This is a genomic window from Vibrio coralliilyticus ATCC BAA-450 (assembly GCF_000176135.1).
Classification (GTDB): domain Bacteria; phylum Pseudomonadota; class Gammaproteobacteria; order Enterobacterales; family Vibrionaceae; genus Vibrio; species Vibrio coralliilyticus.
The window spans coordinates 69,529-90,140 of sequence record NZ_ACZN01000013.1; the positions used below are offsets into that span (position 1 = coordinate 69,529).

General features: G+C 46.0%; 19 protein-coding genes. 6 read left to right on the forward strand and 13 right to left on the reverse strand.

Translation table 11 applies throughout. From position 1 onward, the window contains the following. Nucleotides 1–32 precede the first annotated feature (32 nt). Nucleotides 33–1,397 (reverse strand): sodium-dependent transporter, encoded by a 1,365-nt coding sequence (locus tag VIC_RS03750; RefSeq protein WP_006957934.1) that lies wholly within the window; start codon nt 1,395–1,397, stop codon nt 33–35. A 332-nt stretch (nt 1,398–1,729) separates the two neighbouring features. Here VIC_RS03750 and VIC_RS03755 point away from each other — a divergent pair, with 332 nt between their 5' ends. After that, nucleotides 1,730–4,273 carry an Ig-like domain-containing protein gene (locus VIC_RS03755; protein WP_006957935.1) on the forward strand — a complete coding sequence of 848 codons (2,544 nt, stop codon included), beginning with the start codon at nt 1,730–1,732 and terminating at the stop codon, nt 4,271–4,273. Nucleotides 4,274–4,313: 40 nt separating this feature from the next. On the opposite strand, the gene VIC_RS03760 is transcribed toward VIC_RS03755, so the two are convergent. Together VIC_RS03760 and VIC_RS03765 are read right to left on the reverse strand one after the other, a co-directional pair. Next, complete coding sequence (locus VIC_RS03760; protein ID WP_039951251.1) at nt 4,314–5,057, reverse strand: YggN family protein; 744 nt, start codon at nt 5,055–5,057, stop codon at nt 4,314–4,316. Between the two features lie 56 nt (nt 5,058–5,113). Next, nucleotides 5,114–5,590 carry a GreA/GreB family elongation factor gene (locus VIC_RS03765; RefSeq protein ID WP_006957937.1) on the reverse strand — a complete coding sequence of 159 codons (477 nt, stop codon included), beginning with the start codon at nt 5,588–5,590 and terminating at the stop codon, nt 5,114–5,116. A 77-nt stretch (nt 5,591–5,667) separates the two neighbouring features. On the opposite strand from VIC_RS03765, the gene VIC_RS03770 reads away from it, so the two are divergent. Beyond that, entirely contained in the window at nt 5,668–7,599 is a 1,932-nt protein-coding gene (locus VIC_RS03770; RefSeq protein ID WP_006957938.1) for a RecQ family ATP-dependent DNA helicase, read from the forward strand. Nucleotides 7,600–7,605: 6 nt separating this feature from the next. Here VIC_RS03770 and dinB read toward each other — a convergent pair whose 3' ends face one another. Next, the gene (gene dinB, locus VIC_RS03775; protein ID WP_019277465.1) at nt 7,606–8,673 is read right to left on the reverse strand and encodes a DNA polymerase IV; all 1,068 of its coding nucleotides are present in this window, start codon (nt 8,671–8,673) and stop codon (nt 7,606–7,608) included. Between the two features lie 156 nt (nt 8,674–8,829). On the opposite strand from dinB, the gene VIC_RS03780 reads away from it, so the two are divergent. Continuing rightward, the gene (locus VIC_RS03780) at nt 8,830–10,047 is read left to right on the forward strand and encodes a GGDEF domain-containing response regulator (protein WP_006957940.1); all 1,218 of its coding nucleotides are present in this window, start codon (nt 8,830–8,832) and stop codon (nt 10,045–10,047) included. 36 nt (nt 10,048–10,083) lie between these two features. Here the strand turns inward: VIC_RS03780 and nqrM are convergent, their stop codons facing one another. The 9 genes from nqrM to bolA all read right to left on the reverse strand — a co-directional run bounded on the left by nqrM (nt 10,084) and on the right by bolA (nt 18,111). Then, complete coding sequence (nqrM, locus tag VIC_RS03785) at nt 10,084–10,338, reverse strand: (Na+)-NQR maturation NqrM (protein WP_006957941.1); 255 nt, start codon at nt 10,336–10,338, stop codon at nt 10,084–10,086. A gap of 20 nt (nt 10,339–10,358) precedes the next feature. Next, entirely contained in the window at nt 10,359–11,363 is a 1,005-nt protein-coding gene (locus VIC_RS03790) for an FAD:protein FMN transferase (protein WP_006957942.1), read from the reverse strand. Nucleotides 11,364–11,509: 146 nt separating this feature from the next. Beyond that, nucleotides 11,510–12,733 carry an NADH:ubiquinone reductase (Na(+)-transporting) subunit F gene (gene nqrF / locus VIC_RS03795; protein ID WP_006957943.1) on the reverse strand — a complete coding sequence of 408 codons (1,224 nt, stop codon included), beginning with the start codon at nt 12,731–12,733 and terminating at the stop codon, nt 11,510–11,512. Nucleotides 12,734–12,766: 33 nt separating this feature from the next. Then, nucleotides 12,767–13,363 carry an NADH:ubiquinone reductase (Na(+)-transporting) subunit E gene (nqrE, locus tag VIC_RS03800; protein ID WP_006957944.1) on the reverse strand — a complete coding sequence of 199 codons (597 nt, stop codon included), beginning with the start codon at nt 13,361–13,363 and terminating at the stop codon, nt 12,767–12,769. Between the two features lie 7 nt (nt 13,364–13,370). Next, complete coding sequence (locus tag VIC_RS03805; protein ID WP_006957945.1) at nt 13,371–14,003, reverse strand: NADH:ubiquinone reductase (Na(+)-transporting) subunit D; 633 nt, start codon at nt 14,001–14,003, stop codon at nt 13,371–13,373. Then, nucleotides 14,003–14,788, reverse strand: coding sequence for a Na(+)-translocating NADH-quinone reductase subunit C (locus VIC_RS03810; RefSeq protein ID WP_006957946.1), 786 nt, complete (start codon nt 14,786–14,788; stop codon nt 14,003–14,005). Before VIC_RS03810 ends, VIC_RS03805 begins: the two co-directional genes overlap by 1 nt. Further along, nucleotides 14,778–16,022: an NADH:ubiquinone reductase (Na(+)-transporting) subunit B gene (locus VIC_RS03815; protein WP_006957947.1), complete on the reverse strand. Its 1,245-nt coding sequence runs from the start codon at nt 16,020–16,022 to the stop codon at nt 14,778–14,780. The genes VIC_RS03810 and VIC_RS03815 overlap by 11 nt, the downstream gene beginning before the upstream one ends. A 5-nt stretch (nt 16,023–16,027) precedes the next feature. Then, the gene (locus VIC_RS03820; RefSeq protein ID WP_039951256.1) at nt 16,028–17,368 is read right to left on the reverse strand and encodes a Na(+)-translocating NADH-quinone reductase subunit A; all 1,341 of its coding nucleotides are present in this window, start codon (nt 17,366–17,368) and stop codon (nt 16,028–16,030) included. A gap of 434 nt (nt 17,369–17,802) precedes the next feature. Continuing rightward, nucleotides 17,803–18,111 carry a transcriptional regulator BolA gene (gene bolA / locus VIC_RS03825; RefSeq protein WP_006957951.1) on the reverse strand — a complete coding sequence of 103 codons (309 nt, stop codon included), beginning with the start codon at nt 18,109–18,111 and terminating at the stop codon, nt 17,803–17,805. Between the two features lie 138 nt (nt 18,112–18,249). On the opposite strand from bolA, the gene VIC_RS03830 reads away from it, so the two are divergent. From VIC_RS03830 to VIC_RS03840, 3 genes are read left to right on the forward strand one after another with little or no spacing between them, the layout of a single operon-like run. Further along, the gene (locus VIC_RS03830) at nt 18,250–19,377 is read left to right on the forward strand and encodes a methyltransferase (protein WP_006957953.1); all 1,128 of its coding nucleotides are present in this window, start codon (nt 18,250–18,252) and stop codon (nt 19,375–19,377) included. A 51-nt stretch (nt 19,378–19,428) separates the two neighbouring features. Continuing rightward, nucleotides 19,429–19,998 carry a YajG family lipoprotein gene (locus VIC_RS03835; RefSeq protein WP_006957954.1) on the forward strand — a complete coding sequence of 190 codons (570 nt, stop codon included), beginning with the start codon at nt 19,429–19,431 and terminating at the stop codon, nt 19,996–19,998. Continuing rightward, complete coding sequence (locus VIC_RS03840) at nt 19,998–20,543, forward strand: peptidylprolyl isomerase (RefSeq protein ID WP_006957955.1); 546 nt, start codon at nt 19,998–20,000, stop codon at nt 20,541–20,543. Before VIC_RS03835 ends, VIC_RS03840 begins: the two co-directional genes overlap by 1 nt. The last annotated feature ends 69 nt before the right edge of the window (nt 20,544–20,612 follow it).

The following is a 20,612-nucleotide window of genomic DNA, read 5'->3' on the forward strand; positions in this document are numbered from 1 at the left end:
GTTTTCTCTTTAAATATCGCCTGTTAAGTTGCTTAACCGAAAGACGCCCAAATAACCGTGGCAACCAATACAGGGCAGACAAATTTCACGTAAGCAGGCCAGAGCTTTCCAAACCAGCCTTGCGTAAATTCTGGGTAGCCATGCTCAAGTTCTTTGATTTTCGAGTGACGATTCCACACCCAACCACCAAACAAACAGAAGAGTAACGCTGCAGCAGGTTGAAGGTACTGGGTTGCGACGGTTGCAACCAAGCCAAATAAAGCACCAAAATTAAACACGATCACGATACTCACCAGCGCAATTAAACCACCAAGCACCCAGCTTGTGGTACTGCGTTTAGTGTTAAAGCGCTCCCCCACCAGCGCGACCGGACACTCCAGCATAGAGATGGAAGAAGTCAGTGCCGCAATCGTCAGCAGTAGGAAGAACACAATCGCAAACAGCTGGCCTAATAAACCAAGGCTATCAAACATCAAAGGCAATACGGTGAAAACCAAAGTATCTGAGCTAAGCAGAGAACCATCCTCAGCGTAGATCTGCACACCTTTTTGCATCGCTACAAACATCGCTGGCATAACCACCAAACCAGCGATAAAAGCAACCGCGGTATCGACCAAAGTGACGTTCATCGCCATTTTCGGTAAGTTCTCTTTCTTGCTGAGGTAAGAACCGTAGATCAGCATAGAACAGCCACCAATGGTCAGAGAAAAGAAGCCCTGCCCCATAGCAGCGAGAATCAATTTGCGATCCATCACCTTGTCAAAATCAGGGACAAGATAATGCTTAAGTCCTTCCATCGCACCGGATTGAGTCATGATATAGATGAACAACAAACCAAACAGAACGAACAAAGCAGGCATCAGGCGCGTTGACCATTTTTCGATGCCTTGTTTCACCCCGCCCTGCACGATGAGAATCGTCAGCACGTAGAAAACAACAGTACCAAACAGGTTACGCTCAACACTGAACCCCTTAAACCAGGCACTTGCGGCTTGCATACCTATCACATCAGCCACAGCACCAAGCAAAAAGCAGATCAGCCAGCCGCCTACAATGCTGTAAAACGCCAACACAGCGCTGGGCACACTTAAACCTATCCATCCTACAAGCCCACCGACTTTTTTCGCCAGAGGATTAGCGGTGAGAGAGCGCATGCTATCCACGGGGTTAGCCTGACCATGACGACCTATCGCCATTTCGACCACCAGCATTGGAAACGCCACCACCAAAATCATCACCAGATAAACCAGCAAAAATGCCCCGCCACCATTACTGGCAGCTTGAGTTGGGAAGCCCCAAATGTTACCTAAACCAACCGCAGCTCCAGCTGCCGCCAGAATAAAGCCTAAACGAGAGCCAAAGTGCTCACGTGTTTGAAAATTGTCTGCTTGTGCCATACCGCTTAACTCGCACCCGTAAACTAGTTGACTAGTACAATATTACAAAGCTCTTATTCACTCCAGCTATGAGGTTATTAAGTAACCAGAACAAGGCAAATAAATAGGAAATTAAGCTGTAAATTAATTCATACAAAGAATTTTTAACCAACCAGTAAGCAAAAATTGAAGCGTGAAGTGCGCCGAACAACCAATGTAATGAAAGATTCGAACTAATTTTCACCGTGATATCCGACGAATAAAACCCAAATAATCATTAAGTTAGCGAGCAAAGCTCAGCATTTTCGCTATTGGTTATGAGTTGGTTTACTAAATCCATTAAGGAGAGAAAAATGGGTTCAAATCTGCTCAGAGGCGCCATCATCGCGGCGCTAGGGCTAAGCTACCAAGCGCACGCCTATGATTGTGCTGGCTTGGTGGTTTGGGATAGCACTGCGGTCTACACATCCGGAGATCTAGTTCAGACATCCAACCATGCTTATCAAGCCAGTCATTGGACACAGGGCAATGACCCCGTCAGCAACTCCGGTGACTGGGAAGCATGGAAAGATCTTGGGCAATGTGACACTGGCGGTGGCAACGCAGCTCCAGAGGTATCCATATCTTCTCCTGTCAATAATGCCGAGATCCCTGAAGGCACAGTCACCACGATACAGGCTTCCGCCAGTGATAGCGATGGCAGCATCGCTCAAGTGGCCTTCCAAGTTGATGGTCAGAACATTGCGACGGTCACACAAGCGCCCTATCAAACAGATTGGACCGCGGTCGCAGGTGCGACCACCATTTCCGTTATTGCCACTGACAATGAAAACGCAACATCAGAAACGCAGATTGCAATCAGTGTCACCTTAGCTGGCGAACCTATTCCTCCTTCTGTCACTTTAACCAGCCCTTCAGGCAGCGAGCAATTGACGGAAGGCGACCTTCTCACATTGAGCGCAAATGCCTCCGACACAGATGGTAGCGTTGATAAAGTTGAATTTTTTGTCGATGGACAATTGATTGCTAGCGATACATCTGCACCTTACGAAACCACGTGGACCTCAGTCAGTGGCACTCATACCTTCAAGGCCAAAGCCACAGACAACGACAACCAGACGACCTCAACACAAGAAGTATCGCTGGTTGTCGCCAGCAACGCAGCAGGTGGCTGCGCAGGGCTACCGACTTATACCGCAGGTACCAGCTACAGTGCGGGTCAGTTGGTACAGAACCACAATCAAAAATACCGTTGTGACATTGCTGGTTGGTGTTCTTCAGCCTCAGCTTGGGCCTATGAGCCAGGACAAGGAGACTATTGGGATGAAGCATGGACGGGGTTAGGCGCTTGTGCCGCTCCACCGGCGGTAACCATCACTAGCCCTAGTGACAATCAAATATTGCTTGCTGGCAGTACGGTCAGTTTCGCTGCTGACGCGTCTGACTCCGATGGGACAGTAAGCCAAGTCGAATTCTTCGCAGGCAGTAACAGCCTAGGTGTGGTGACACAGCCACCTTACGCGGTGAGTTGGACAGCGACTCAGGTTGGCCTAAATAGCCTCAAAGCCGTCGCGACAGACAATGAAAACAACACGGGCGAAGCGACGGTTTCGGTAACAGTCAGTGACCAAGACTTAGTGGTTGCACTGACATCGCCAGCACCGGGCCAAACCGTCGGGTTAGGTAAATCGGTCCAGTTTGCCGCCGATGCAACATCGCTGTCTGCCAGCGTGGCGCAGGTCGATTTCTTAGTGAACGGAGCGATTGTCGGCACAGATACCACTGCACCATACAGCTATAACTGGACCGCAGGTGCGGTAGGTAGCTATACCGTTGCGGCCAAAGCCACAGACTCAGCCAACAGTGAAGTGACGTCCGATGCTGCGACAATTTCTGTAGTTGAACAGACAGAAAAAACGCACAAGTTGATCGGATACTGGCATAACTTCGTCAACGGTGCAGGGTGCCCAATGCGATTGGCGGATATGTCGGACGCTTGGGATGTTATCGACATTGCATTTGCCGAGAATGATCGCAACAGCGATGGTACTGTCCACTTTAACCTTTACTCTGGTGATATCCATAGCAGTTGTGCTGCACTTGACCCAACGCAGTTCAAACAAGACATGGCAGCGCTACAAGCTAAAGGTAAAAAGTTTGTCCTTTCTCTTGGTGGTGCAGAAGGCACGATTACACTCAATACTGATCAGGATGAAGCCAACTTTGTCTCCAGCTTGACTGACATCATCAAGGAATGGGGTTTCGATGGTCTTGATGTCGACTTAGAGAGTGGATCTAATCTGGTTCATGGCTCGCAAATTCAGGCACGCTTAGGCCGAGCACTACTGCAAATCGAGCAAAACATGGGTGGGGATATGTACCTGACTATGGCGCCAGAACACCCTTATGTTCAAGGCGGATTCGTGGCTTACAGTGGCATTTGGGGGGCGTACATTCCGGTCATTAATGACACACGCAGTACACTAGATCTTCTCCACGTACAGCTATACAACAATGGTGGCCTGCCGAACCCTTACACGCAAGGTAGTGCTGCTGAAGGTTCAGTCGATATGATGGTTGCCCAATCTAAGATGCTGATTGAAGGCTTTAAGCTGGCAGATGGCTCTCAGTTTGCGCCGCTTCGAGATGATCAAGTCGCTATCGGCTTGCCATCAGGTCCTAGCTCAGCGAACTCAGGGCAAGCACCGACTCAAAACATTCTTGATGCATTAGATTGTCTGACTAAAGGCACCAGCTGTGGCTCAGTTGCTCCTGCCTTTAACTATCCTAATTATGCGGGTGTGATGACCTGGTCGATTAACTGGGATGAGCACGATGGGTTCATCTTCTCAGGTCCTGTCGGCGACAAGCTGACCCAGATGAATAACAGCCAATAAAAGAGAAGAGCGCCGTTTGGCGCTCTTCTCTTACCGGGATTTAAATAGTGAAAATCTGATAATCTTTTAGCTGTGGAATTTTCTTATGTAATTCCTGCTCTTGCTCAGCCATATTATCAAGTGAGTCACAGAATTCCTGACTCTGTTTCTCCACGTCGACGGAGTGTTCTTCAAGTCTTTTTGCAATTCGCTCTTTCAGCTCACTCATAGTATCCGCCATCTCTGTCAGATTCAGACCACCTTCCGCTTTCATTTTTTCCGACATCGCATTGAATGCACTGGTGATGAACTCTTCATTGAACAACTTCTTCGCGCTTTCAAAATCTTCCGCCCACGTTTCGCGCAGTGAGCCAAAGCTGTCCGCTGGTAAAACCAAATCGCCATTTTGGTAATAACGAGCTTCGATGTCGGCGTAAAACTGCTGCATGGAGGCTTTCACACTGTCGAAAGCTTCCGGCGCATCGAAACTTTGGCCAACATCATCAATAATGTCGTTCGTCAAAGCCAGACCATCTTGAGCAATCTGCTTTGCTCGTGGCAAGTAATCATTTAAATTGCTGCGATAGTCAGCGATCGCTTGCTGCTGTGACGCATCTAAAGGGATGACCTCTCCATGAATAGTCAAGGTGTTATCAGCATTCACAATCGCACTGTCACCACTGACTTGATGGATCTCTAACGTCTCACCATTAATGCGGATATCATTTTTCAAATCGACCTGACATTGAGCTGCGTATACCTGACTCGCCATCAGCAACGGGATGGTCATTAGTACTCGTTTCATTTTAATCTCACCGTATTGACTCTTCGCTACCCTAACAAAAACTCAACGCACTTGCGTCAAATTATCGTATCTACCTCATAGCTAAAGGTGGTTGTCGCGACCTGATACTCTACTTCATCCCCCATAGACTTACCTTTCATAGCAAAGCCAAGTGGTGAATCGAACGTGACTAACATGACTTCTTGTTGCTGATGCTGGACTTTCAAACCACCCGTGCAAGGCGCAACAAAAAACCATCGACGGTTATCCTCAAGATCAATTAAAGAAACCAGACTACCAAGAGTGATTCGCTCTGATTGCTGTGGTAGTTGAAGATGAGCCATGACATCCAGATCTCGTTCGCATTCCTGTACACGCATGGCCTGTCCATGAGCAAGGTAGGATGCCTCCAGCGCCAAAGTATCATATTTGTGCTCTGGAACAGTTTCTTCATCAGTGGCAGATTCAATCGCACGTTGAGTAGCATTGTTGGCCACTTCAAGAGAGTGTTGCATCGCAGTCAATATGGTTTGCAGTAACTCCGATTTATTCATACTAAAATCATGTTCCTTCCCGTCTAATCCCTCTAGAATACTACGTCAGGCACTCTCGTCATACTGGTAACAGGCAAATGCAAACATCAGGCAACCAAGATAAAATCCACGCTACATTACGCACCGCTTTCGGCTTTGAGCAACTCAGAGACGGGCAATATCAAGTAATAGATAAGGTTTTGGATGGCAAGTCCTGTGCGGCTATTTTCCCGACAGGTTCAGGAAAATCTCTTTGTTATCAGCTATCTGCTTTATGTTTACCACACCTGACCTTAGTCATTTCTCCTCTACTAGCATTGATGAAAGATCAGCTCGAATTCCTGCACAGCAAAGGGATCGCGGCAGCCTCTCTCAACTCCAGCCAAAGCAAGGAAGAAGTCCAACGGATCATGGCGCAAGTGCGTAATGGCGATGTGAAGATCCTAATGGTGTCTGTCGAACGACTGAAAAATGAGCGTTTTCGTCACTTTTTATCTCAGCTCAGTATCTCGCAATTGGTTGTCGATGAAGCGCACTGTATCTCAGAATGGGGGCACAATTTTCGCCCTGACTACCTAAAGCTTCCTCAGTTTCAACAAGAACTCGCGATTCCTCAAGTTCTCCTTTTGACCGCAACGGCAACGCAAGCAGTATTGGATGACATGAGTAAGAAATTCAACATAGCGCCGCATGACATTACGGTCACTGGGTTTTATCGACCTAATCTGGACATTTCAGTCATGCCCTGTTCGCAAGCAGAAAAAGATGACGCCTTGTTATCGGTCATCAGCCAAAATCCAAAGTTACCTACCATTGTTTACGTAACTCAGCAGAACAGTGCCGAGCGTATTGCCAAGTTACTTGCCGAACAAGGCGTTAAAGCCACGGCTTATCACGCGGGACTAGACAGTGAAACCCGAGAACGAATTCAGCAGAACTTTATGTCTGGTCAGACAGATTGCATTGCCGCTACCATCGCTTTTGGTATGGGAGTGGATAAATCGGATATCCGCCGTGTGATTCATTTTGATTTACCTAAATCAATTGAAAACTACGCGCAAGAAATTGGCCGAGCAGGTCGAGACGGACAAACTTCACAATGCATTTTGCTCGCCAATGAGGACGGTGTATGTACGTTGGAAAATTTTGTCTACGGCGATACACCTGAATACGATGAAATCCATAACGTCATTCAGCAAGCCGTTGCATCAGAGCAAAACTGGGAAGTGGTGATCTCTCGTCTTTCCTCTGACAGTAATATTCGTCAGTTGCCACTGAAAACATTGCTCGTGTACATGGAGATGGCTAAGGTCATCACCGCCCAATACAGTTACTTCGCCGATTATCGCTTCAAATTCATTAGGCCTAAGCAGGATATTATTGAACACTTCGATGGCGAGAGGCGCCAATTTAGTGAAGCGTTGTTCCACTGTTCACCGCAAGCCAGACTCTGGTGCCAGGTTGATTTTGACGCTCTGTGGCAAAGCTACCAAGGCGAGCGCTCGCGTGCTGTCGCCGCACTAGATTATTTCCACCAAAACGGATGGATTGAACTGGAAAGCAAGTTAATGACCGAAGTGTATCGGGTCAGCCCACCTCAACAATCTATCGAAGACCTCAGTGAGCAGCTTTGGCAACTGTTTAACAACAAAGAGCGCAGTGACGTGGAACGTATTCACAACCTGTTAGCGTTGTTCAAATCCAAACACTGTTTGAGTAAGGCGTTAGCAAACTACTTTTCAGACAGCCAAGCCCCTGAGCAGTGTGGCCACTGTAGCGTATGTCGTGGAGAACAACATGCTTGGCCAGATGCGCTAAACCCACAATTAGATCGCGAACAGATTGCTGACTGGTTGGCTCCTCTTCAAGGTAAATCCGCCTCGCCATTATCCAACAATCTTAAAACGAAGTTCCTGTGCGGCATAGCTACCCCTTGGTTTACCAAAGTTAAAGCGCGCAGCTTAGCTGGGTTTGGCAAACTCAGTGAACATCCATATCAGCAAGTGCTGAGCGAAATTGAGTCACTTTAGTTGGCGTCAGAAAAAGCTCAGCTGTTTGGTTTGCTCTTCAGGCTTAAGCATCACGTTTAAGCCTAATAGCCGAATCTCGCGCCCTTGCTGGCGTTTAAGAATATCACGCAATAAATCTTTGAAGTAATCCAGCTCAAGTTCAGGGTGTATGTGTTCAATCGTGGTGAGCTGAAAATCCGCAAACTTGAGTTTGATACCCTGCTTGATAATGGCTTTCTCAGGAGAGGCTTTGATCAGTCGTGTTTCCAACTCAGGAAAGAGCTTATGTTCAATCACCTGCCAACACTCGTCATAAGTACTGATATTTTCGCTGAAAGTGCGCTCAACACCGACCGATTTTCGTTCACGTTCTACCACTACCTCTCGCCGGTCAATACCATGGCTCTTCTTCCACAGAGAGGCACCTAATCGACCAAAGCGTAATAACAGCTCACGGTAATCACTGTTTTTTACATCCTCACAGAGATAAAAACCTGCCTGATGCAATTTTTCTAAGCTCACCTTTCCCACACCGGGAATTTTTTCTAGTGGTAGTTTATCAACAACCTGCTGGACTTTTTCCGGCGGTATCACGTACTGCCCATTGGGCTTATTCATATCCGAAGCGACCTTTGCTAGAAACTTTACCGGAGCAACACCAGCCGACGCCGTTAGCTGAAGTTCATTAAAAATATCTCGCCGGATTGCTTCTGCAATTAACGTTGCTGAGCCCTGACACTGCTCAGAATCCGTCACGTCCAAAAAGGCTTCATCCAAGGACAAAGGCTCAATCAATGTCGTGTAGCGAGAGAAAATCTCACGAATATGCTGAGAAGCTTGTTTGTACACTTGCATACGCCCTGGAACAACCAGAAGGTGAGGACACAATTTTAACGCCTGCCCAGTAGGCATCGCACTTCGGATGCCAAACTTTCTCGCTTCATAGTTGCAAGTACTCAGAACGCCACGTTGTTTTTCATGCCCACCAACGGCTAATGGCCTTCCGCGATAGCTCGGGTTATCACGCATCTCCACCGCAGCATAAAAGCAGTCCATATCAACATGAATGATCTTTCTTACTTTTTCGTCGGACATAACCACACATAAAAAACTGTACATAAATACAGTATAACTTTTCTCTCTCTACTCGCCAACAGTCGTAAGAAGAGCGAAACTTTTTCCGCATTTCTAATAGAAGTATCAAAATATGCAGTTATTATTAATTTATAAGTTGCGATAAGGAGGACTCAGGTGAACCATAAAGTGTTGGTGGTCGAAGACAGCCGTGCCTATCGCAACTATTTGACACAGCAGTTGACGACTATTGGCTGTGACGTCGTTGGGTGTGAATCATACGCAGAGACTCAAAAAGCGCTAGATGAGCATCACAACTTCCATTTTGCTGTGCTGGATTACTGCTTGCCTGACGCACAGGATGGCGAAGTCATTGATCTTGTTTTAGATAATAAACAAAAGGTTATCGTACTCACTGCGACCTTTAGCGATCAGATTCGTGAACGTTTTATTGCCAAAGGCGTGATGGATTATCTACTTAAAGACAGTATGGCTTCCGTGTCGTACTTACTGCCGTTGGCAACTCGATTGATGAACAATGTTAATCATCATGCTCTGGTAGTTGATGACTCTCCAACTGTTCGAAAGCATGTTGCGCAATTGCTTGAACATCAGTACATTCGAACGACTCAAGCGCAAAACGGCTCGGACGCACTACATAAACTCGCGGAAACTCCAGATATTACCTTCATCATTACCGACCATGATATGCCCAGCAAAGACGGTATTGTAATGACGCGAGAGATTAGGCAAATGTACGATAAGAATAGCCTCGCTATATTAGGGCTATCGGGTAGTGGCGACAGAACGCTAACCGCTAGGTTTCTTAAAGCTGGCGCCAATGACTTTTTACACAAACCGTTTAACCAAGAAGAATTTTTTTGCCGAGTCAATCAACTCCTTGATATGAAAGAAGCTACCGACGAGCTCTACAAACTTGCTAATCAGGATACCCTGACTGGTCTTTGGAACCGTCGTTTTCTCTTCAATCAATCTTGTACCGAAGGCAGTGCCAGATACATCGCTATGCTGGATATCGACCACTTTAAATCCGTCAATGATACTTTCGGCCATGATGGCGGAGACGCTGCACTAAAAACCATCGCCAATATATTGAAAATCTACTTTCCGGAAGATGTGGTTGTGCGCTTTGGAGGGGAAGAGTTTTGCGTGCAGTCATACTCAACACTGGATGAATTTATCACTCGCCTAGAGAAAATGCGCCAGAGAATAGAGAATTCGATCATTAAACATAATGGTCAAGACATCACGCTAACGATCAGTATCGGTGTATGCAGTTTAGAAGGTACTTTGGAACAGCAAATTAAATTGGCAGACGATTGTCTTTATACCGCCAAAGAACACGGCCGCAATCAAATTATCGCGACAGAATAAACAAAGCCCGGATTGGACTCCGGGCTTTGTGTTCGATTAAGCAATACGGTCTTTTTCCCACGCTGCCAGTTTTTCTTCACGAGCAGCAAGCTTTTCTGCTCTCAAAGCTTCGCGAGCTTCTCGTTTTTTACGAGCATCACACGGTTCAGGGCAATTACACACCTTGTCAACGCCCACAGCACCAAGACCACCACAACTGCCTTTCACCACCTTCTTCTGGAAAATGTAGCCGACAGACATGGCTGCGATAACGGCAATAAAAATGCCGAAAGTAATCAGAAATGTACTCATAATGACATGCTCACTTGGTATTATTTATTCATAAATGGCTTATACGCTTCCGATGCCATTTCTTTAAATCCATCTTCGGTCTTAACGATCATAAACACAGGGATATTATTCTCGTTGGCTATCTTCATTCCCTGCTCTTCGCCAAGCACCATCAACCCTGTTGCTAGACCGTCAGCAGTCATCGACGACTTGTCTAGTACCGTCACAGACACAACTTTATGACGGATTGGTTTCCCAGTCTGAGGATTAATGATGTGCGAGTAACGTACACCATCACGCTCAAAATAGATACGATAATCACCAGAAGTGGCAACTGCCATATCGCCCGGCTCGATAATCTCCTGCACAGCACGTTCGTCAGCAGAAGGTTTTTCAATCGCGATACGCCATTTAACGCCTTCACGATTGACACCTTTAAGGCGCATCTCACCACCGACTTCGACCATGTAATTTTGGATGCCTTGTGATTGAATATAGTCCGCAACAACGTCTACCCCCCAGCCTTTTGCAATTGTTGAAAGATCAACATACAGGTTTGGGATGTCCTTAGTCAGCAGATTACCTTCTACCGTCAAATGTTGAATGCCTGTATTGGCCTTACGTGCTGCCAGCTCTTCATCCGTTGGCACCACTTCAGGACGTGCTTCAGGTCCAAAGCCCCATAAATTAACTAGTGGGCCGACAGTAACATCTAAGGCGCCTAAAGTAAGACCGTTCAAACGAATGGCTTCTTTCACAACGGTGGCAGTTTGTGGTGACACTTCGAATGGCGTTGATGTTTGGTTTTGATTGAAGCGGCTCAATTCGGAATCTTTTCGGTAAGTCGACATCTGGTCATTCACTTCTTCCAGCAAGCGGTCAACTTCTTTTTGTAGGGCCTCTGGCGATGGGATACCCTCAGACTCTATGTATTTGATATTGTAAGTGGTACCCATTGTCGGGCCACTTAGGTGAATCTGTTCTACGGGCTTTTCACAGCCGGCAAGAACCAATAGAGAAGCAAATGCAACAAGCCACTTTTTCACTTGTTAGACTCCTTATAAGAGAAACGGAAATAGCACATGACTCTGTTTAAGAGCGCATCGACTATGGCCATTTAAAAAATGAATAGCAGGAAAAAACAATGGCTGACTCTTACGAGTCAGCCATATATTTCAATCACTTAGGGAAATTAACCACCAAAGTCATCGAGTAGGATGTTCTCATCCTCAACACCAAGATCTTTTAGCATGCCGATAACAGCTGCGTTCATCATTGGTGGACCACACATGTAGTACTCACAATCTTCAGGCGCTTCGTGGTCCTTCAGGTAGTTTTCGTACAGTACGTTGTGGATGAAGCCAGTGTAGCCATCCCAGTTATCTTCAGGCATTGGATCGGATAGAGCACAGTGCCATACGAAGTTGTCGTTTTCTGCTTGCAGGCCGTCGAAATCTTCTACATAGAACATTTCGCGCTTAGAACGAGCACCGTACCAGAATGACATCTTACGAGAAGACTTCAGACGCTTAAGCTGGTCAAAGATATGTGAACGCATCGGCGCCATACCTGCACCACCACCAACGAATACCATTTCATTGTCAGTATCTTTCGCGAAGAACTCACCAAATGGACCCGAAATCGTACACTTATCGCCTTCTTTCAGAGACCAGATGTACGAAGACATAATGCCTGGTGGTACGTCTGGGTTGTTTGGCGGCGGTGTAGCGATACGGACGTTCAGCATGATGATGCCTTCTTCTTCCGGATAATTCGCCATTGAATAAGCACGGATAGTCTCTTCGTTTACCTTAGACTCGTAACGGAACAGGTTGAACTTGTCCCAGTCTTCACGGTATTCCTCAGGGATATCGTAGTCAGCGTATTTCACGTGGTGAACTGGTGCTTCAATCTGGATGTAACCACCAGCACGGAAAGGTACTGATTCGCCATCCGGGATTTGTAGCTTAAGTTCTTTGATGAATGTTGCTTTGTTATCGTTAGAGATAACAGAACATTCCCACTTCTTAACACCGAAGATTTCTTCAGGGAGTTCGATGTCCATGTCAGTTTTCATTGCAACCTGACACGCTAGACGCTCACCTTCTCGTGCTTCACCTTTAGTAATATGGTCAAGCTCGGTAGGTAGGATATCGCCACCACCTGATTTAACTTTTACGCGACACTGACCACATGAGCCACCGCCACCACAAGCAGAAGATACGAATACACCAGCACCAGCTAGAGCACCCAGAAGCTTACTGCCTGGCTGTGTAACGATCGCCAGTGAAGGGTCATCGTTTACAGAAATTGTAATGTCACCTGTTGGTACAAGCTTAGACTTAGCGAAAAGAATCACTAGTACTAGCGCAAGTACGATCAGAGTAAACATCACTACACCAAGAATAATGTCCATTGACTATTCCTTAATTGTTGCGGTTTACCCGACTTACAGTTGAACACCAGAGAAAGACATAAAGCCTAACGCCATAAGACCTACACTGATAAAAGTGATACCAAGACCACGCAGACCAGGGGGCACGTCAGAGTACTTCATCTTCTCACGGATACCTGCAAGAGCAACGATAGCTAGCATCCAACCCACACCTGAACCGAAGCCGTAAACAACAGATTCAGCAAAGTTGTAGTCACGTTGTACCATGAAAGATACACCACCGAAGATCGCACAGTTTACTGTGATCAGCGGTAGGAAGATGCCTAGCGCGTTGTACAGAGGTGGGAAGAAACGGTCAAGAACCATCTCTAGAATCTGTACAAGTGCAGCAATTACACCGATAAAGGTGATGAAGTTTAGGAAGCTAAGATCCACACCTTCCACTAAAGCGTTTTCTTTCAGTACAAGGTTGTAAACTAGGTTGTTAACCGGAACTGCGATAGTCAGTACCACAACAACAGCAACACCAAGACCGAAAGACGTCTTAACTTTCTTAGATACAGCAAGGAATGTACACATACCCAAGAAGAAAGACAGAGCCATGTTTTCGATGAAAATCGATTTAACTAATAGACTAATGTAATGTTCCATGACGCCCTTACTCCTTCGCTTCTACTTGTTCTGGTTTCAGAATACGGATTGCCCAGATAAGGAAGCCGATTAGGAAGAATGCAGATGGTGCTAGAAGCATCAGACCGTTTGGCTGGTACCAACCACCATTGCTCACTAGAGGTAGAACTTCCATACCAAATAGTTTGCCAGAGCCAAACAACTCACGGAAGAAGCCTACAGTGATAAGAACGAAGCCGTAACCAAGACCGTTACCAATACCATCAATAAGTGACGGTACAGGTGCAGATTTCATAGCGAATGCTTCAGCACGACCCATTACGATACAGTTCGTAATGATCAAACCTACGAATACCGACAGCTGCTTAGAGATATCGTATAGGTATGCTTTTAGCACTTGGTCTACCACGATTACTAAAGATGCAATGATCGCCATCTGAACGATGATACGAACGCTGTTAGGAATGTGGTTACGGATTAGAGATACAGAGAAGTTTGACAACGCAGTTACAAACGTTACCGCTAGTGTCATTACAAATGCTGTCTCTAGTTTAGTTGTTACTGCAAGAGCAGAACATACACCAAGAACCTGTAGCGCGATTGGGTTGTTATCCAACACCGGCGCCAGAATGCTCTTTTTAATGTTTTGTGCGCTAGACATTAGTTCAGACCTCCGTCACGAACTTTTGCTAGGAACGGACCAAAGCCCATATCGCCTAACCAGAAGTCGAATGTACCTTGAACACCGTTACCAGTTAGTGTTGCACCTGAAAGGCCGTCGATACCATGCTCTGAACCTTCTGGAGCGCCACCTTTAACGATCTTGATTGCTGGCTTGTGGTTGTCGTCAAACAATTTCTTACCGACCCACTGAGCACGCCATGATGGGTTCTCAACTTCACCACCAAGTCCAGGGGTTTCACCCTGCTCGTAGTAAGTGATACCAGACACAGTGTTACCGTCAGTTTCAACAGCAACAAATGCGTACATCATAGACCATAGACCGTTACCATGAACTGGCAGGATAACTTTAGACACGTCATTGCCGTCTTTCACTAGGTATACAACACCTGTATTAGCACGACGGATGATTTTCGCCTTGTCTTCTTCACCAGTTAGTTTAACTGACTCTGAAGGGTCTTTTGCTGCTTTGCGCTGATCATAGTTTGCAGCTGTAGAACCATCTGCAGCTTCTTCAACAAAGTCACCAGTGTTGAAGTCAACCAAACGAGGTTCAATGTACTCAGCGAATAGCTCAGGTACTTTCTTACCCGCTGTTTCAATACCAGCAACTTCGATAATCTTAGTTTGCTTGTCTAGTACAGCGTTAGCTTTTTGCTGATCGCGCAGACCAACAGCGGCTGTTGAAACGATGATTGAACAAACAAGGCTCAACCCGATAACAACACCCAGCGTCTTTTTAATGCTGTCGTTATTACTTGCCATAGCGTGCTTGTCTCCGCTTGATGTTCTTCTCGATAACTACATGGTCGAACAGAGGTGCAAACAGGTTCGCGAATAGAATCGCCAGCATCATACCCTCTGGGTAAGCTGGGTTAACCACACGAATCAGTACACACATCACGCCGATTAGCGCGCCGTACCACCATTTACCACCATTGGTAAATGAAGCGGATACAGGGTCTGTCGCCATAAAGAACATACCGAATGCAAAACCACCTAGAACTAGGTGCCAATGCCATGGCATGTTGAACATTGGGTTGGTATCAGAACCGATAACGTTGAACAGCGTTGCGGTTGCAATCATACCGATCATCACACCAGCAATGATTCGCCACGAAGCGATTCGCATGTAAACGATCATCGCTGCACCAATCATCAGGGCAAGAGTCGATACTTCACCGATTGAACCTGGGATGTTACCGATAAACGCGTCCATCCAAGTGATAGGAGCACCTGTTACTGTGTTAACAAGAGCACCGTTACCACCTTGAGCCCATTGGCTAAGCGCAGTAGCACCTGAGAAACCGTCAGCAGCAGTCCAGACTACGTCACCCGAGATTTGAGCTGGGTAAGCGAAGAATAGGAAAGCACGACCAGCCAGTGCGGGGTTTAGGAAATTACGACCTGTACCACCAAAGATCTCTTTCGCTACCACAACACCGAATGTGATACCTAGAGCCGCTTGCCATAGAGGCAGCGTTGGCGGAACGATTAGCGCGAACAAGATAGAAGTAACAAAGAAGCCTTCGTTAACTTCGTGCTTACGCACCATACAGAACAACACTTCCCAGAAACCACCAACAATAAACACTGTGGCGTAAATCGGTAGGAAGTAGGTCGCACCCAGTAGCATCTTAGTGCCAACTCCTGCATCAGCCGCAATAGTGCCGCCAAGCATTTCGGTTAGCCAGTAATGCCAGTTACCTGCGATAACTGCTGCTAGCTGCTCGCCAGCATACATGTGGTTAAGTGCTGCAATAGCTTGGCCACCTGCGTTGTACATACCCCAGAACATTGCTGGGAATACGGCGAACCAAACCATGATCATGATACGTTTTAAGTCAACGCTATCACGAACGTGCGAGCTTTTCTTTGTGATAAGACCTGGCGTGTAGAAAACTGTTGCTACAGCTTCGTACAGGGCAAACCATTTTTCATGTTTACCGCCAGGCTCAAAATGATGCTCGATGTCTTCAAGAAACTTTTTAAGAGCCATGAAAATTACCCTTCCTTCTCGATCTTATCTAGGCATTCACGAAGTAACGCACCGTACTCGTATTTGCCCGGACATACAAAGGTACACAATGCTAGGTCTTCTTCATCCAGTTCTAGCGCACCCAGTGCTTGAGCACTGTCAACGTCGCCTGCACATAGATCACGAAGTAGCAGAGTTGGTTCCATATCCAATGGCAATACGCGTTCATAGTTGCCAATTGGCACCATTGAACGATCACTACCATTCGTGGTTGTTGTCATGTTGAACAACTGACCTTTGAAGATATGACCAAGGAAAGCACGGGTTACCGAGAACTTGTTCTTACCAGGCATCGCCCAGCCAAACAGTTCTTTGTCACGACCTTCACGTAATACAGAAACCTGTACGTGGTAACGACCTAGGTAAGCGTGAGGACCAGTTGCATGAGTACCTGTCAGTACTGAACCAGAAATCACACGAACTTCACCTGGCATTAACTCGCTGTCAGTCAAATCTTCTAGGTTTGCACCTAGAGTTGTACGAACTAGACGAGGGTTGTTCACTACTGGGCCAGCCAGAGATACAACACGATCCGTGTAAAGTTCACCAGTTAGGAACAACTTACCGAACGCAATAACGTCTTGGTAGTTGATGCTCCACGCCACGTTTTTTGCATTTACTGGGTATAGGAAATGCATGTGGGTGCCAGCTAGACCTGCTGGGTGAGGGCCATCAAAAACATGCTCTTCAACATTTGACTGAGAAGAACGAGGTAGACTGGTACCAGATTTACACACGTAAACCTTACCGTCTGTCAGAGTTGAAAGCACATCCAAACCAGCAACGAACGCATCTTGCTGTTCATTGATGACCAACTCAGGCTGAGCTGCCAACGGATTAGTATCCATTGCAGTTACAAAAATAGCCTGTGTAGAAGACTCAATTGCTGGAACCTTGCTAAACGGACGAGTACGTAAAGCTGTCCAAAGACCTGCATCAACAAGCTGAGTTTTAACCGCGGTACGGTCAAGACCTGCTAGTTGGCCGGCTTCAAACTTATCGAACGTTACCTGCTCTTCACCTGCCACTTCAATCACTACAGATTGAAGGACACGTTTAGCGCCACGGTTAACCTCGATCACTTTACCGCTTGCTGGTGAAGTAAATTTCACACCTGGGTTCTTTTTGTCTTCAAAAAGAACTTGGGCTTTCTTTACCTCATCGCCTACGCGAACATGCATAGTAGGACGCATGCCAACGTACTCTTCGCCAAGCAAGGCGACTTTCTTGATGGTCTTACCATCATTAATCACCTGGGTAGGAGTTCCTGCGATAGGAAGGTCCAGACCCTTCTTTATTGTAATCATACGCACTTGCACTACTTTTATCGGGAAAAAGATTCTTTGATTGCGTAACTTTTAGACACGACACTAGTGTCCGGTTTTGGCGCAGTTTAAAACACCAAAATCGCAACATCCTATTAAAAACCTCGCTACAAATTTAGTCGAGATTTATCAGGTGCGATAGTCTATCATCTTTTTAGAAGTCTATGCCATGACCAATGAAGGGAATCAGATAGATATTTCGAAGGATTTGAGTTTAAAAGGCTAAGTATTGGTCATAAGTTTGAACCATCGCACAATCGCCAATAACCACACGGGCTTTGCTGTTTTTAATTATTCACATTGTGAAACATTTCTGGTTAAAACTAATTCAGCTGTTTATTTGTTTCTACATTGTTAACGCTTACTTAAATCACAGCCAATAAAAAAGGCAGCAAACGCCACCTCTTTTCTTTCAACTATTTAGAGCCGCCTAAACACATAGGGCTATCTGGAGCCAACTCGTTCTGCTCTTTCCACTCCGATGGCGTGTATGTGTGCATCGACAAAGCATGAATATGGTTAGCGAGTTCATCAGCCAGCACGTGATTAACCTGACGATGGCGCCCAATCAGACGTTGACCTTCAAATTTGCCACTGACCACCACCACTTTAAAATGACTTTCCGAACCTGCTGGAACATTGTGCATGTAACTTTCGTTTAGCACGTTAAGAAATTCAGGTTCGAAGTGCTCTTGGAGTTTAGTTTCAATCACTTCTTGTAGCATTGTGTGTCACCATCTAAATATGAACAACATGAAAGAACAGATAATAATCGTCTTGTACGCAAAGCAAAAGGTTTTAGTTTTCACACGCCCTACCTTCTGCGACAATTTACGTCATGAATTTGCCCAAGCGTTCCAAATATGAAAACTGAACTTGTGCTCCATGAGCGCACCTTAACTTTGCATCGATTCCCTCAACGCAACAATGAAACTCTTCAGGCCTGGGATGCTGGCGATGAATACCTTATCAATCATATAGAAGAACTTGGCCTCGCTGGCAAACACATTTTGATTCTGAATGACAGTTTTGGCGCGCTGAGCTGTTGGTTGTCGGAGAAACATCAGATCACCATGATGAGCGATTCCTACATTGCTCATCAAGGAACACTCTCCAACCTCAAGCGTAACCACTGCCGTGATATCACCTTGCTCCACACCATGGAAGAGATTCCTCAAGGTGTGGATTTCGTTTTGATACAAATCCCACGAAACAACCGCCACTTAATATGGCAGTTGAGTCAGCTAAGACAAAGGCTCGATGCTTCGGTACCAGTGATCGCGGTAAACAAAGCTAAAGAGATTCATACTTCTACATTAAATCTGTTTGAAAAGTACCTAGGTACGACAACCACATCTCTAGCATGGAAAAAGCATCGTCTGGTTTTCTCTCAGGCCGATATCTCGACGAGTGTTTCTGTAGACCCTATAACTCGCTGGAATATCGACGAGCATCATTTCACGCTCGACAACTTACCTAATGTCTATTCGGGCGAAAAGCTGGATCAGGGTGCACGATTTATGCTTGATCACTTACCTAAGAATCTCAGCGATGAAAAGGTTGTGGACCTTGGATGTGGCAACGGTGTGTTGTCCGTAAAGATGGGAATGTTGAACCCCAATATACAGCTCACTTGCGTCGATGAAAGTTTTATGGCCGTCGAATCGGCCAAGAGAAACTTAACCCGCACACTTGGCGAAGACAGAAAAATAGAATGCCTTCCCAACAACTGCTTGGACGGATTTGAAAACGCCAGCGCTAATGTTGTGGTCTGTAATCCCCCCTTCCATCAGCAACAAGCCATTACCGATCATATCGCATGGCAGATGTTCTGTGATGCAAAGCATGTTCTCAGCAATGGTGGGCAATTATTAGTTATCGGTAACCGTCACCTCGGCTACGATGTGAAGTTATCTAAGCTATTTGGAAAATCGAACGTAAAACTTGTCGCTTCAAATAAGAAATTTGTTATTTTACAAGCAACTAAATAGTTCACTATCATGTCTCTTATACGTATAGAGTTACGATTAAAGGAAATTACAATGAGAAAATTGGTTCTAGCCGCGTCAATGGCCTTACTTACTGCGTGTGCCGCACCGCAACAAGAACAGATCAACTTTATGCCTCAGCCAGTTCTGAGCAATAGCGACATCGTAAAAGACGCAAGTTTCACTCTGACAAGTAAAGACGTACGTTCAGCTCAATATGTAGCCCTAATAGATAGTGGCCGCTCAAACATTGAGCCAATTCACTCTAAGCAAAATGTGCGTATCGCGATCGAAAACGCGTTACTGGAACAGTTCCAATCTCAAGGTTTCCGCAGCACTGTTAACAGTGAAAACTCAGTAAAGATTGAAGTGCAAGAAGCATTGGTTTCCGTCAAACACTCAGTGATGGAAAACGAGATGGATGGAAAAGTCGTTCTTGAAGTCACAGCAGAGACGCCTCAGGGTAAGCTAGTTAAGACTTACACGGGCACGGCTAAACGTACAGGCGCTTTAAGTGCTTCAAACGAAGAAATCGAAATCGTACTTAACGATGTAATTAACCTGGTTCTGAAAGAAGTCGCCAGCGACCGTGAGTTGAAGAATTACATGCAGGAGCGCTTCTAATGTGGAAAGTTGCTATTGCCTCACTGGCGTTAGTCAGCAATCTGGTGTTTGCAGGTCCTAAAGTTGAATTTGAAACCACATTAGGTGCTTTTACGATTGAGCTCAATCAGGAAAAAGCCCCTGTTACAGTGGAAAACTTCCTTAAGTATGTCAAAGACGGCAGCTATGTAGGCACCCAATTTCACCGAGTGATTCCGGGCTTTATGGCACAAGGTGGTGGTTTTGATCAAGACATGAAGCAAAAACCAACTTACGCGCCTATTAAAAATGAAGCGTCTAATGGCCTAAAGAATGAAACAGCCACCGTTGCTATGGCGAGGACTAACAACCCTAATTCTGCAACGCGTCAATTCTTTATAAACTATGTTGATAACAATTTTCTTGATTACGACCAGCGCCCACCGGGTTACGCTGTGTTCGGTAAAGTAACCAAGGGTTTCGACGTAGTACAGCAAATGGCGAAAAAGCGCACAAAAACAGTCGGCCGCTACCGTGATGTTCCAGCAACACCTATTGTCGTAACGAAAGTGACTTTACTCCCATAATCTAAAAAGGCTCCTACTTATCCAGTTGGAGCCTTTTCAATTCACCCTATTTTCCCTAACTTAACACTC

What these genes read in the sequence shown, in the direction of transcription:
- VIC_RS03750 (WP_006957934.1), bottom strand. Translation starts at nt 1,397, where the DNA reads ATGGCACAAGCAGACAATTTTCAAACACGTGAGCACTTTGGCTCTCGT.
- VIC_RS03755 (WP_006957935.1), top strand. Translation starts at nt 1,730, where the DNA reads ATGGGTTCAAATCTGCTCAGAGGCGCCATCATCGCGGCGCTAGGGCTA.
- VIC_RS03760 (WP_039951251.1), bottom strand. Translation starts at nt 5,057, where the DNA reads ATGAAACGAGTACTAATGACCATCCCGTTGCTGATGGCGAGTCAGGTA.
- VIC_RS03765 (WP_006957937.1), bottom strand. Translation starts at nt 5,590, where the DNA reads ATGAATAAATCGGAGTTACTGCAAACCATATTGACTGCGATGCAACAC.
- VIC_RS03770 (WP_006957938.1), top strand. Translation starts at nt 5,668, where the DNA reads ATGCAAACATCAGGCAACCAAGATAAAATCCACGCTACATTACGCACC.
- dinB (WP_019277465.1), bottom strand. Translation starts at nt 8,673, where the DNA reads ATGTCCGACGAAAAAGTAAGAAAGATCATTCATGTTGATATGGACTGC.
- nqrM (WP_006957941.1), bottom strand. Translation starts at nt 10,338, where the DNA reads ATGAGTACATTTCTGATTACTTTCGGCATTTTTATTGCCGTTATCGCA.
- nqrF (WP_006957943.1), bottom strand. Translation starts at nt 12,733, where the DNA reads ATGGACATTATTCTTGGTGTAGTGATGTTTACTCTGATCGTACTTGCG.
- nqrE (WP_006957944.1), bottom strand. Translation starts at nt 13,363, where the DNA reads ATGGAACATTACATTAGTCTATTAGTTAAATCGATTTTCATCGAAAAC.
- VIC_RS03805 (WP_006957945.1), bottom strand. Translation starts at nt 14,003, where the DNA reads ATGTCTAGCGCACAAAACATTAAAAAGAGCATTCTGGCGCCGGTGTTG.
- VIC_RS03810 (WP_006957946.1), bottom strand. Translation starts at nt 14,788, where the DNA reads ATGGCAAGTAATAACGACAGCATTAAAAAGACGCTGGGTGTTGTTATC.
- VIC_RS03815 (WP_006957947.1), bottom strand. Translation starts at nt 16,022, where the DNA reads ATGGCTCTTAAAAAGTTTCTTGAAGACATCGAGCATCATTTTGAGCCT.
- VIC_RS03820 (WP_039951256.1), bottom strand. Translation starts at nt 17,368, where the DNA reads ATGATTACAATAAAGAAGGGTCTGGACCTTCCTATCGCAGGAACTCCT.
- bolA (WP_006957951.1), bottom strand. Translation starts at nt 18,111, where the DNA reads ATGCTACAAGAAGTGATTGAAACTAAACTCCAAGAGCACTTCGAACCT.
- VIC_RS03830 (WP_006957953.1), top strand. Translation starts at nt 18,250, where the DNA reads ATGAAAACTGAACTTGTGCTCCATGAGCGCACCTTAACTTTGCATCGA.
- VIC_RS03835 (WP_006957954.1), top strand. Translation starts at nt 19,429, where the DNA reads ATGAGAAAATTGGTTCTAGCCGCGTCAATGGCCTTACTTACTGCGTGT.
- VIC_RS03840 (WP_006957955.1), top strand. Translation starts at nt 19,998, where the DNA reads ATGTGGAAAGTTGCTATTGCCTCACTGGCGTTAGTCAGCAATCTGGTG.